We start from the raw sequence: 13735 nt of genomic DNA on the forward strand, positions 1-13735 counted from the left end.
AAAGTTTGACTACTAATACATCTCAGTTGTTTCAATATATTCATATGACAGAAGAACAGGAACAATTATCATCACGTTATTTAGAAACGAGAGAAGAAGAGATTTTAAATAATATTCAACTAACGACAATTAGAGATCAAAAAAGAGGCGATTTTGCCGAGCAATTTATAAATGATTTTAGAAAAGTATATAAACAAGATCCGGCTTTCTTTCGGTTATTTTATTATTTGCTAGGGGAGCAATTGTTAAATGTTCTTATAATAAGGTTTAAATATGTGAATTTTTCTAATATGAAGGTTTATTTAGAAAAAAGTGAACTTCCTTTGGAGAAACTTGTAGCAAGTGCATGCAAATATTTATCCAATATTTCAAGTTATGTGGATGAAGCGTATGTTTTTCTTAGAGAATTAATAAGCGAGAATCCGAACTATATAGAAGAGCAGTTGTCAGCTTTATCAATAAAGCAGCAATTATCGCTACTTCTTGTAATGTTTGAAGTAGATTATGAGAGATTCCGTACATATAGCTCTTTATTGGACGAGAGATTAGAAGAACATGCTGAATTTATATTGAATTTGAATGGAGAAAAGGAAAAGGTTGAAGCTGTTGAACGGTATATAAAGGGTGAAAGTGATAGGGAATTATTTGTAGGTGGGGCTTTACCAGAATATATTTGGCGGCTATTATTTAGTATTCATAAGTATTCAAATGTTGCGAGGCGATATGTTGAAATATTAGCGAAGAGAAACGTTTGGGGTTTTATGAACCATGCTACGCGTTACATGTGTCAAGCTCTCGGTCAGCTTCAAAACTACAAAAGAACAGGTAGTGTAAATAAGAAAACATATGATGAAATTCAAAGTTTTTGTAAACAGTTTTGGATTTCTGAGGAAAGATTTTTTGCGCACCGTCTGAGGCAACATGATTTAAATAATAAAGAATTTTGTAAGACGTATGAATATGAATTGCTATGCTTCATGGCGAAAGAAAATCCTGAATTTGTTCAACGTACTTTGCATTATTTAAGTAAAATTAATTATCTCATCATCGCACGAATGTTAGCTGAAAAAGGACATGAGCTAAATAGAGGGAAAATGCGAGAAGAATTTTTTGTGGCTGCTTTGCAAATTAAATTGTCTACAGTGCGGGATACATATCGTGATTATTTAATAGGGAAAGTGTCATTTGAGGATATGAAGCAAATACTTAAAAATCCTAAGTATAGAAGTATGTATTGGGGGATGCCAGTATTAGAGGTTGCACTCCTTTGGGATGTAGATGATGTAGCGAAGAGGGAAGCTGTACTTACACTGCAATTCGGAGATGAATATAACGTTAATTTATACGAACTTCTGTACGAATGTTCTGTCAGAGGGATAGAACCGAAACAAGTATTAGAAGATCTTCTTTCGTATGGATTAAGTCAGGAAAAGCTTATCACTTATGCAGTTGAACAAGCTGCATGCTACAGTGAAGAGAGAAACAAGGCGAAGGAAGCGCTTGTTCATGTCATTGTAAAAGAACAAGCATACATAATTGAACGATTTGATGAGTATTCTGCTGTGGCAAAAGCATATATTTTAGAAGAGTTAGTAAAGGATAACATGATTAAAATGCGTCCCATTTTGATCAAATGCTTAGGAGATTCATCTAAAAAAATGCGCGAGTCTGTAGTGGAAATTCTTTCAAAAGATGTAGAAGCGGCAGAAGATGTAGCAGTTGAACTTAATAATAAAAAGAAAATTGTTCGTGAAAATGTGATGAAAATACTACTAGAGTATAAGGTTGGGAAATATATACAAATGGTACAGGAAGCTTTGCAAGAAAAGAAGAACGCCTCTTTTATTGAGAAGTTTGCTCCGTTACTTGGAGTGGGTGGAGATTCAGAAAATATAGAAGAACTTTGTAGTCGTATAGTAACGGAACAAAAAAGAAATTCATTTGTGCAATGGATTGGGAACGAACCACAAATTCGTCTTCGTAATTCAAATGAAATAGCCGATGTAAAACTTCCGCTAGCATATGTAAATCAGTATGTATCAGATTCCGTTATTGAGAAGAAAGATGCGGCTGAAGTAATTAGTACTATTTTGAATGAACAAGACTTGAAGGAATATGTACAAGAAATATATCAAGTATGGATTTCTCAAGATGCAGATGTGAAGAAACGTGGTATTCTTTCGTTATATGGGATGTATAGTGATGATAAAATGGTCGGTATACTTAAAAAGCAAATTGATGAATGGGTCCTTCATATGAGAGGAAAGATTGCAGCGGATGCTGTTCGCGCTCTGGGGTTGTCCTCATCTAAGCTTGCACTTGTATCTATTCATGCGATGGCATTTAAATATAAGCATAAGTTAGTGCGTAATGCGGCAAAAGAAGCACTAAGTCTTGCTGCGAAAACACGTGGTATAACAGAAGAAGAGTTGGAAGATCAACTGGCACCAAATCTTGGCCTCAATATAAGTGGTGAGAAGGAGATTGATTTTGGGAATAGATGTTTTACTGCTATTTTAACTTCAGAGTCGAAAATTGAATTAGTGACAGAAGAAGGAAAACGTATGAAGTCACTTCCAAAGCCAAATGCAAAAGATGATGTAGAAAAAGCTGAAGAAGCTAAGAAAGAGTTAGCCGCTTTAAAGAAAGAGCTTCGAAGTGCTCTTTCTATGCAGAAACAACGTTTGGAAACTGCTCTATCACTAAAGCGCTATTGGTCATACGATACGTGGAAGTCGGTATTTATGGAAAATCCAATTATGAAGCAATTTGCCATTTCACTTGTTTGGGGTGAATATACGGAAGGAAAGTTGCTGAGAACGTTCCGTTATGCGGCGGGTGATATGTTTTATTCAATGATAGGAGAGCGTCATGAGCTTTCACCTGGAACTGTTATTGGTTTAATTCATCCGTTAGAATTATCCGAGGCGGAAAAGGAGTTGTGGAAAGAGCAACTGACAAATTCGGGAATTGTCCAGCCCTTCTTACAAATTGAACGTCCAGTGTTTGTAGTAGAGGGAAATGATGAGATTGCTGTTGAGAGATTTGGCGGTATTTTACTAAATGGTCGCTCGTTATTCGGTAAGATGACGAAACTTGGATGGACTCGCGGATCGGTTCAAGATGGCGGTTTTTATTATACGTTTTATAAAGAAGATACTCGAACTGGAGTAGGAGCGGAACTTTCATTTAGCGGAGCGCCGATTGGATATGAAGGTGAAGAAGATGTATGTGTATTTGAAATTCAATTTTATAAAGCGGGTACAGTGAACCGCGGTTCATATGAATACGACGAAATTGATGATGAGAGACGCATTGTACCAAAACAAGTAGATAAGCGATTCTTTAGTGAAATGTTATATGATGTGCAATTAGCGACCGGTTCAAATCTTGGTCATAATGAAAGCTGGCGTAGCGGACGATAAGAAAAACCCCCTTCATTGATAGGAAAATGAAGGGGGTTTTTCAATTTTTCTAAAAGGTTCTTTCACAATAGAAGCGAATAGATTGAGAGAGGAGGGATTGTATGGAAGTCGTCATAAAAAAGAAACGAAATAGGGGAAAAAGAATTTTTATTTGGTCTAGTAGTATCGTTCTTTTTTTGTTTATTTGCGCTATGATTTTTTTGAACATATATACGCTTAGTTCTGTGCCAAAGATAGATGGAACGATAAAACTTGAGGATTTACAACATGCTGTTGCGGTGAAACGAGATAGTAAAGGTGTACCACATATTAAAGCGGAAAATGCGCATGATTTATATTTCTCGCAAGGGTATGTACAAGCGCAAGATCGTTTGTTTCAAATGGATTTAAGTAGAAGACAAGCTTCTGGTATGTTAAGTGAAGTTGTAGGGGAAGCAGCTGTTGATCGAGATAAATTGTTTCGAACGCTCGGTTTACGGCGAGCGGCAGAAGCATCTGTTAGTCAATATGATGGGGAAGCGAAATATGCCCTGCAGTCATTTGCTGATGGGGTGAATACTTTTATACGTGAGGCAAAAGAGGAAAAGAAATTGCCGGTTGAGTTTACTATATTAGGATATGAACCTGCTGAATGGTCAATCGTGGATTCTTTAACGATTGGAAAGTATATGGCGTTTGATTTAGGAGGACATTGGCACGGACAAGCATTTCGATATTGGGCGTTGAAAAATCTTCCGGAAGAGCAAGCAAATGAGCTATTTCCTACATATCCGAAAGATGCACCTAGATTGCTAGCTGAACTGAAAAATACAAATGTGGATGTAGCACAAAGTTTTTCAAAGACAGTTATTCCACCAGAGTTTAACGGTAGTAATAACTGGGTTGTGAGTGGTGAAAAGAGTGTATCTGGTAAGCCGATTTTAGCGGATGATCCTCATTTATCTCTTGCGACACCTTCTATATGGTATCAATCGAAACTTGAAATGAAAGACTTACATGTGAGTGGCGTTATTTTCGCGGGAGTGCCAGGTGTTATATTAGGCCACAATGACAAAATAGCATGGGGCGTTACGAATACAGGTCCTGATGTGCAAGATTTATATATTGAAAAGAGAAATCCTACTAATGAAAATGAATTTCTGTATAACGATAAATGGGAAAAAGCTACAGTTGTTGATGAATCTATTAAAGTAAAAGGCGGGAAAACAATTCCGTATAACGTGACGGTTACGAGGCATGGTCCAGTCATTTCAGAGTTTGCAGATAAAGGGAAAGAGAAAACGAAAACAGTATTCGCTTTGAAATGGACTGCTTTAGAGCCATCAGCTGAATTAAAGGCTGTATTAAATATGAATAAAGCGAAAGACTGGAATGAGTTTGAAACTGCTCTTCAAGATTTTCATACACCAACTCAAAACTTTGTGTTTGCATCAAATGACGGAACCATTGCTTACAAAGCGAATGGAAATATACCAGTGCGTAAAAAAGGCGATGGTAGTTTGCCAGTTCCGGGGTGGACAGACGAATATGAATGGGAAGGGTATATTCCGTTTGATCAGCTACCGAAAGTAATAAATCCAAAACAAGGGTTTATTTCAACTGCAAATAATAAAATCGTTGATGATAATTACCCGTACCATATTAGTAATACGTGGGCGCAGCCGTACAGGCAAATGCGTATTCAAGAGTTTTTACAAGAGAAGGAAAAGTATACGGTGAAAGATTTAGAAGATTTACAGATGGATCAAAAAAATTTATATGGGAAAGAGTTTACTCCTATATTGTTAAAAGAGTTAAATAAAGCATCTTTAAATGAAGTAGAGAAAGAAGGCGTAAAACAATTAACAAAGTGGAATTTTTACGATAGTAAAGATGAAGCGGCACCATTAATATTCCATTTGTTAATGAAAGAGATTTCGAATACGCTATTTTCAAAAGAAATACCGAAAGATGTGATGGAGTTATTTGAAGGGAAGTCACAAGTAGTTGATGAATTGATTCGAAAAGAAGTAGCAGGAGAAAATAGCGCTTGGTTTACGAAGTACGGAGGCTTCACAGAAGTTGTACATACATCGTACGAAAATGTAATGAAGAAATTACAGAAGGAATATGGACCGAATGTTGCGGAGTGGAAGTGGGGCGATTACCATCAACTTGCTTTTACACATCCAATTTCGAGATCATCTAGTATATTAGCATTACTCGCATTTAATCGTGAGAAACCAGTTCCAATAGGCGGAAGTCAAGTTACCGTTCAAGCAGCGAGTTACGGAGATAACGGTATTGTAAATCATGGGGCATCTTGGAGATTTGTTATTGATACGAAAGATATGTCAAACGGTTATCATATCGTAGGGCCGGGACAGTCAGGACATTTTAGAAGCGATTGGTATCATGATCAAATCGATGATTGGGTGAACGGTGAGTATCATACGACTACACTTAATACAGATGGGATAGAAGGGAAAGTGTTAAATTTAGTCCCTAAATAATGTGTAGATATTTTGAGATGGAATGGTTTGTAAAGGAGCGGGAGAACCGCTCTTTTTTTGAATTATTTTTCTTATGGAATATATGTGAAACATTGTATAGAATAAGCAAGAATGCCAAAAAATATAGGGGGAAACTTGTGAAGAAAAATAAGAGTTTAATAAGTATTTTAGGAGTGTGTATCATGTTGTTTTCTTTTTGTTTCCAGGGAAATATACAGGCGGATGTAAATACTGTTCAATCTGGAAAAATAAAATCAGGAAACGTAACGGTATGGGAAGTAGGCAATGTAGCGAAAGTGTTAGCAGATGTAGAGCGCTTGAATTTAAATACGGTGAATGTACCTATTCAAGTAGATATTTCGGATGTGAATTCGGCTAATATGGTAATTAATCAGGCGCAAAAGAAACAAGCTATTATTTTAATTCAAGAATTATTAAAGCGTAATATACAAGTTATATTGGAGCCGTTTCCGTTTATTCAGCAAGGAAATATTGGAGAAACAGAGTGGAACCCTAGTAATATTAACGATTTCTTCTGGAATTGGAAAACGGTTGTTTTACAAGATATTTTTAATTCCATTACAAGTAAGTACAATATTTATGGGCTGAAAATCGCTTCTAATTTCGTGAATATGGAATATGCAGAAGGATATTGGAATGATACGATTAATTTTGTTCGCCAGCAGTATAAAGGAAATGTTTTGTATCAAATGAATTGGTGGTTAACTGCAAGCTTTGATCCTTCTTATGAGGCGAAATTTAAAGAGAAAATAAATCGCCCGTATTTAAAAAAGGTGGACATTGTAAGTATTGATAGTTGGTTTGAAGTTTCAGGAAAAAGAAATCCATCATACGAAGAAGTAAAACAAAGCTTATTTGCGACGACAGTATACAATCGTGGCCAAAATGTCGTTCAGCAACTTGAGACATTACATAAAACAACTGGAAAGCCAGTTTATTTTGGTGGATTTAATGTCCCAGCACGTGAACTTGGACTACAAAGCCCGTGGAACCCAGATGTTACGAATGTGTTTTCGAAAGATGTACAACTTAACGGGTGGCGTGCTTACCGAGATGTATTAGAAGCGAAGCCATATTTTAAAGGTTTTTCAATTTGGTTTATCGGATCTAATGATAGTAATCATTCATATCAAATACATAGTAAAGAAGCAGAGACAGTTATTAATGGCTGGTATCGAAAATAAATTTTATAAAATAGGTAAGTTTTAGAATCTATTACATATATTTTAGTGAAAGGCCTTTCACCATCTTATCACCTAGGGGGCAATCATAATGAAATTTTTGTCATACCTTACAGTAATTTTGGTGATTCTTGGCGGTTTGAATTGGTTGTTTGTGGCGCTAGATTATAATGTAGTTGAGAAATGGTTTGGTTCTATGCCGGCACTTGTGGATACTATTTATTGGCTCTTTGGTCTTTCAGCTATTTATCAAATTTTCGATCGGTTCTTTACGAGTAAGTAGCTATTATACTTAATTACTAGAGTGTTAAGTACGATTATGTACTTAACACTTTTTTGTATGTTTATAAAAAGCAGGGTGCACATGCAAGCGATTCCATTGCGTCTTGCACCGTAATAACGGAAAACAAATTGACCGTGTATTGTATATAGGTTATAATTCAGAAAGTTTAAAAAATAATAAAAATGAGAAATAGGGAGGTTATCTGGGTGATGGAGAGAGTGTATAATTTTTCAGCAGGACCATCTATACTCCCTTTGCCAGTTTTAGAGAAAGTGCAAAAGGAGCTTGTAAATTATAACGGGACAGGCATGTCTGTTATGGAAATGAGCCATAGATCTTCTTATTTCCAAAGTATTATTGATGAAGCAAGTAGCTTACTTCGTGAATTAATGAACATTCCTGATGAGTATGAAGTTTTATTTTTACAGGGCGGTGCGTCATTACAATTTTCTATGATACCGTTAAATTTAATGAGTACGTATAAAAAAGCTGGGTACGTACTGACAGGTTCATGGTCTAAAAAGGCGCTGCAAGAAGCCGGAAAAGTAGGAGAAGTAAAAGTGATTGCTTCTTCTGAAAAAGAGAAGTTTACTACAATTCCTAAAATGGATGATTTACCAAATGATGAAGAACTAGATTATGTACATATTACAACGAACAATACAATTGAGGGGACAAAATATGTGGATATTCCACATTTAGAAAGAGTGCCGCTCGTTGCGGATATGTCCTCAAATATTTTATCAGAACAATATGATGTTACGAAGTTTGGTCTCATATATGCGGGTGCGCAAAAGAATTTAGGGCCAGCGGGTTTAACGATTGTAATTATAAAAAGAGATTTAATTGGCAGTGCAAATAGTGCTTGTCCTACGATGTTAAACTATGAAACTTACAGTAAAAATAACTCCCTATATAATACACCGCCAACCTTTAGTATTTATGTAGCAAAACTTGTACTAGAGTGGTTGAAAGAACAAGGCGGGGTATCTGCGATTGAAGAACAAAATAGAATGAAATCTTCACTTCTTTACAATTTTTTAGATGAATCTAAATTGTTTACTTCACCAGTTGACCCTACGTATCGATCGCTTATGAATATTCCGTTTACAACACCGTCAGAAGAGCTTAACAATCAGTTTTTACAAAAATCGAAAGAACGCGGCCTTGTTACGTTAAAAGGACATCGTTCAGTCGGCGGTATGCGTGCTAGTGTTTACAATGCGATGCCAACCCAAGGTGTACAAGAATTAGTAGACTATATGAAGGAATTTGAGCTTGAAAATAGATAGGGAGATGGGGATATGTTTCGTGTTCAGACGTTAAATCAAATTGCCGAAAAGGGTTTGCAAATTTTTGATGGGAATCGCTATGAAATTGGAGACAAAGTAGGTCATCCAGATGGTATTTTACTTCGCAGCTATTCTTTACATCAAGAAGAGTTTTCAGAAGATTTAAAGGCGATTGCAAGAGCTGGTGCTGGTGTAAATAATATTCCTGTCGAGCGATGTACAGAAAAAGGGATTGTAGTATTTAATACGCCAGGGGCTAATGCGAATGCAGTGAAGGAACTTATTATTGCAAGCCTTATTATGTCTTCCCGTAATATTATAAATGGAGTGAGCTGGACGAAAGAGTTGGATGGAGAAGAAGTACCACAGCTTGTTGAAGCTGGGAAGAAGCAATTCGTTGGGTCAGAAATTGCAGGGAAACGTTTAGGTGTTATCGGTCTTGGCGCAATTGGTGCTTTAGTTGCGAACGATGCGTTATCTTTAGGGATGGACGTTGTCGGATACGATCCATATATATCTGTTGAAACAGCATGGCGTCTTTCTACGCAAGTACAAAGAGCGTTTAGCCTAGATGAAATCTTTGCAACGTGTGATTATATTACACTGCATATTCCTCTTACGAACCAAACGAAGGGGATTATTGGTGAACACGCTATAGAGACGATGAAAAAAGGAATGCGTCTATTCAATTTCTCAAGAGGAGAACTTGTAGATGAAAATGCTCTTCAAAAAGCGTTAGAAGAAGATATTATTACACATTACGTAACAGATTTCCCGAATGAAAATGTTATAAAGATGAAAAATGTAACAGCAACGCCTCATCTTGGTGCATCTACGTCTGAATCTGAAGAAAATTGTGCAGTAATGGCTGCACGTCAATTACGTGAATATTTAGAGACAGGTAATATTCGTAATTCAGTAAACTATCCAAACGTAGAACTTCCGTACATTGGAAAAAAACGAATTACAATTATGCATCAAAACGTTCCGAACATGGTAGGACAAATTACAGGATGCTTAGCAGAACATCATATTAATATTGCGGATATGATTAATCGTAGTAAACATTCTTGGGCGTACACAATGATTGATATTGATAACGGAATTGATGATATAATGAAAGAGAATATTGTGGAAAATATAAGCAAAATCACAGGTGTTGTAGCTGTTCGAATGATTGTGTAAAGGAGAGAGAAACTTGGCAAAAATCCGACCGTTTCGTGCTATTCGTCCAGTAGAAGGAAAAGCAGCACAAGTAGCAGCTTTACCGTATGACGTATTAAATAGTGAAGAGGCAAGAGAAGTTGTAAAAGGGAATCCATATTCTTTCTTACACGTTGATAAAGCAGAAATTGATTTAGACCCGGCACTTTCACCGTACGATGATCGCGTATATGAAAAAGCGGGTGAAAATTTAAAGCAATTTATACAAGAAGAAGTGTTCGTTCAAGATGAGGAGCCAGCGCTTTACATTTATGAACTGACGATGCAAGGAAGAACGCAGTCAGGCCTTGTCGTTTGTACATCGATTGACGAGTATGAAGATGATACAATTAAAAAACATGAAAGAACGCGTCATGAAAAAGAACTTGATCGTATTCGCCACGTAGATGTGTGTGACGCAAATACGGGGCCAATTTTTTTAACGTATCGTACAAAAGAAGAAGTGAAACGTTTCATTGCAAGCTGGAAAGAAGAACATGCGCCAATCTTTACATTTACAGCAGAAGATGGCGTTAGGCATGTTGCGTGGAAAATTGCAGATGAAGAAGTAATTGCCACTTTAGTAAATGCATTTGAAGATATTCCTAGTCTTTACATTGCAGATGGACATCACCGCTCTGCATCAGCTGCAAAAGTAGGGCTAATGCGAAGAGAGCAATATCCGAATTACACAGGAGAAGAGGAATTCAATTTCTTCCTATCTGTTTTATTCCCTCATGATGAATTATCAATTTGGGACTATAACCGGGTTGTGAAAGATTTAAATGGTTTATCAGTCGAGCAGTTTTTAAAGCAAATTACGCAGTACTTTTATGTAGAAGAAGCAAATGGTTCTCCGTATAAACCAAATGAACCAAAATCATTTGGCATGTATGTAAACGAGAAGTGGTATAAGCTCACTGTGAAAGAGGAAACGTTTGATGCGAATGATCTCGTTAAAGGTTTAGATGTATCTATTCTGCAAGATCATTTATTAAGCCAAGTACTTGAAATACATGATCCACGATCTGATTCACGCATTGATTTTGTCGGAGGAATCCGCGGATTAGAAGAACTAGAACGCCTTGTAAATAGCGGTGAATATAAAGCAGCGTTTTCATTATATCCGACATCAATGGAAGCTTTATTATCAATCGCAGACGCTGGAGAAATTATGCCGCCAAAATCAACGTGGTTTGAACCAAAACTGCGCAGTGGGTTGTTTGTTCATTCGTTAAAATAAATATAGACTTCTTTAGATTGAAAAACCGAAATGATTATAGTTTCGGTTTTTCTTATGTTAAAAGTGTTTTTGAGGAGGGGTATCGATGAAATTGCAAGTAGGCGAAAAAATCACCTTTGAGCGAACGTTTACAAAAGAAGATGTTGTTTTATTTACAGAAGTATCTAAAGATGAAGGTGTTCATCATGTTACACCAGATGAGCAGGGGAGATTTGTTGTACAAGGACTGTTAACATCAACGCTGCCTACAAAAATTGGCGGTGACTATAACGTACTAGCTCGCAAGATGGATTTTGAATTTTTACGTCCTGTTTTTAGCGGTGATACAATTCGTTGTGACGTAACTATTGAACAATTTGAACCCGATGAAAAACATCGCACAAAAATTATTGCGATGTTTATATGTAGGAATCAACTGGAAAAAGAAGTTATGAAGGGGAGTTTTTCGGGGATTATTCTTTAGTTAGTAGGAAAAGTAATGAATAGGTGGGGGGCCATGTCACTCGGGCTTAGATTTTTAATTCCCCCCATAACGAAAATTTTATGTATCATTGAATACTGATAATAAGACGTTATGTAATATACTCTGTTCTCTCTTAACTAATAGAAGAATAGTTGAATAAGCTCGTCAATAAAAAGGACATTCCCAGTATTACAAGAAATGTCCTTTCCACTAAATTATAAGGTATTTAGCTAAATTTCAAACTCTAAAATTAGTTTACTAGTTTGACCTGTAAACTGATAATGATAGGATCCTCTCAGACTTTCTAAGTTACCGGTAGCTTTAATAATTGTTCCTGGGGAATCTAGATTTCCTTTATCGAATATTCCTTGCTCTATAGCTGTAAATGTCCCTTGTTGCCCCTTATAAATTCCTTCAAAGTGTAAAAATCCAGAAATTTTAGCAGTAGCCAAGTGACCATCATTTATATTTGAGTCTAAATAATATAATAAGTATTCAACAAAAGCTTTTCCTTTTAATTCACCATCAATATCATATTCAACATGGGCAATATTAATAGGAAAATCTTTTCTAGTATCATCGATTAGTTTTTCCTCCCATTTACTTACTGTAAATGTTACTTCCATACACGTAATCTCCCTCCAATTATATAGTTTTAAAAAGTATCAATTCACAGTCATATCTCATAGGAGTGATTTTATTTATTGGGGTCCTTTCATGTCGCTATCAAGCTAACCAAAATAAAATACTCTCTAAAATGAAAAAACACGCTATTTTTTCTGTAGGATCAGGAAAATGGCTATACTTATTTAAAGTTTTCCTTTATTCCACGCCACTCTCTAAAATAGAGAAAGACCCATTTTCACAATCAATTTCTGCCATCGCACCGTAAGGTAAAATAAACTTCGGCTCGGTATGGCCAAAATTTAAATTATAAAGAATCGGCAAATCTTCTAAGTTATGTTCTTTCATAACTTGCAGTATTTCATGTTTATATTCTTCATAATACATTTCGTCTTTTGGTTTACCAAAGATGATACCCTTTGCTTTTTGAAGAATGCCTTGCGCTGCGTAATTTCGTAACCAATACTTTATATAGCTTGGTTCTGGGTGGTCTTCAGAAGTTTCAAAGAAAATGATGGTATTCTCCCAATGTTTTTTCTCAGGCCAAAGTTCCGTTCCTTTTGCAAATTCCAATACTTCTATACAGCCACCAATTAAGCGTCCTTGTACGGTAGTAGAGCCTTGAAGTAGTTCATAGCCATTGTTTTGTTGCATCGTACGCTTTGTATCTTTATTTACCTCTATCCATTCTAAACGCTCACTTGTCCATTCAGGAGCTGGTTGAATCTCGCCAATTGTCTCATTTGAAAAGAGAGTCCGATTTACCATTTCAACTGTATATGGATCCATCTCTACATTTTCGGCAAAATCAGTTAAAATGGCTGGACCGTAAAAAGAGGAAACTCCTGCTTTATGACAAAACAAGTGTGAAACGGTAACGTCAGAGTACCCCATAAAAATTTTCGGATTTTCACGTATTACATTAAAATCTATATAAGGAAGTAAGCGGATGCTATCTTCACCGCCAATATTCGCAATAATTGCTTTCACGCGCGTATCTTTAAATGCTGTCATTAAATCTTCCGCACGAGCCTCTGGGTTGTTATAAATGAATTCGCTACCTTTTAAACTATTCGGCATTGGAACAACCGTAAGACCGAAAACTTCTTCTAATCTCTTTACTCCTTGTTCATAACGCCATCTTATCTCAGAATCGCCTGCGCCTCCCCATGAAGGACTTACTATTGCCACAATATCTCCTGCCTGTAATCTCTTTGGTTTCTTTAACATATTAACTCCGCTCCTACATAATGTAATGGACTACGATTATACAAACTGTAGCATTGAAAAAATATGATGCATCACATTAATTTCTTCGTTATCAATCCGTTTACCTGCTGGTATTCAAGAATTTAGCACTCGTGTTGAATATAGGAATAATCGATTTATATTTGAAAATCACAGTATGCAACATTGCATGAGAAAGAGGGTTGCTATTTTCTATAACCTGTAACTATAATAGTTACAGGTTGGTCGTATCCAATCAAAAAAATATAATCATCATGAAT

The 13735-nt window shown here is 36.2% G+C and carries 10 protein-coding genes; 8 read left to right on the plus strand and 2 right to left on the minus strand.

The window, feature by feature from the left end:
• Nucleotides 1-5 precede the first annotated feature (5 nt).
• The 8 genes from NSS74_RS08035 (at nt 6) to NSS74_RS08070 (ending at nt 11603) form a co-directional block, all read left to right on the plus strand.
• Entirely contained in the window at nt 6-3425 is a 3420-nt protein-coding gene (locus tag NSS74_RS08035; RefSeq protein ID WP_002142455.1) for a DUF4132 domain-containing protein, read from the plus strand.
• A gap of 101 nt (nt 3426-3526) precedes the next feature.
• On the plus strand, nt 3527-5917 hold the full coding sequence (locus NSS74_RS08040; protein WP_002142454.1) for a penicillin acylase family protein: 2391 nt from the start codon (nt 3527-3529) through the stop codon (nt 5915-5917).
• A gap of 137 nt (nt 5918-6054) precedes the next feature.
• Nucleotides 6055-7122 (plus strand): glycoside hydrolase family 113, encoded by a 1068-nt coding sequence (locus NSS74_RS08045; RefSeq protein WP_016120498.1) that lies wholly within the window; start codon nt 6055-6057, stop codon nt 7120-7122.
• 88 nt (nt 7123-7210) lie between these two features.
• Nucleotides 7211-7402 carry a DUF378 domain-containing protein gene (locus tag NSS74_RS08050; protein WP_002084566.1) on the plus strand — a complete coding sequence of 64 codons (192 nt, stop codon included), beginning with the start codon at nt 7211-7213 and terminating at the stop codon, nt 7400-7402.
• A 209-nt stretch (nt 7403-7611) separates the two neighbouring features.
• Complete coding sequence (gene serC / locus NSS74_RS08055; protein ID WP_002142453.1) at nt 7612-8694, plus strand: 3-phosphoserine/phosphohydroxythreonine transaminase; 1083 nt, start codon at nt 7612-7614, stop codon at nt 8692-8694.
• Between the two features lie 12 nt (nt 8695-8706).
• Complete coding sequence (locus tag NSS74_RS08060; RefSeq protein WP_002142451.1) at nt 8707-9879, plus strand: 3-phosphoglycerate dehydrogenase family protein; 1173 nt, start codon at nt 8707-8709, stop codon at nt 9877-9879.
• Between the two features lie 13 nt (nt 9880-9892).
• Complete coding sequence (locus tag NSS74_RS08065; protein ID WP_002142449.1) at nt 9893-11140, plus strand: DUF1015 domain-containing protein; 1248 nt, start codon at nt 9893-9895, stop codon at nt 11138-11140.
• 85 nt (nt 11141-11225) lie between these two features.
• A complete protein-coding gene (locus tag NSS74_RS08070) occupies nt 11226-11603 on the plus strand; it encodes an enoyl-CoA hydratase (RefSeq protein WP_002033079.1) in 378 nt (125 codons plus the stop codon).
• 230 nt (nt 11604-11833) lie between these two features.
• On the opposite strand, the gene NSS74_RS08075 is transcribed toward NSS74_RS08070, so the two are convergent.
• Nucleotides 11834-12229, minus strand: a complete 396-nt coding sequence (locus NSS74_RS08075) for a DUF3224 domain-containing protein (RefSeq protein ID WP_002142448.1) — start codon at nt 12227-12229, stop codon at nt 11834-11836.
• A gap of 196 nt (nt 12230-12425) precedes the next feature.
• Entirely contained in the window at nt 12426-13457 is a 1032-nt protein-coding gene (locus NSS74_RS08080) for a S66 family peptidase (RefSeq protein ID WP_002033081.1), read from the minus strand.
• Nucleotides 13458-13735: the final 278 nt, after the last annotated feature.

The organism is Bacillus sp. FSL E2-8868, from assembly GCF_038005505.1.
GTDB classification, from domain to species: domain Bacteria; phylum Bacillota; class Bacilli; order Bacillales; family Bacillaceae_G; genus Bacillus_A; species Bacillus_A mycoides.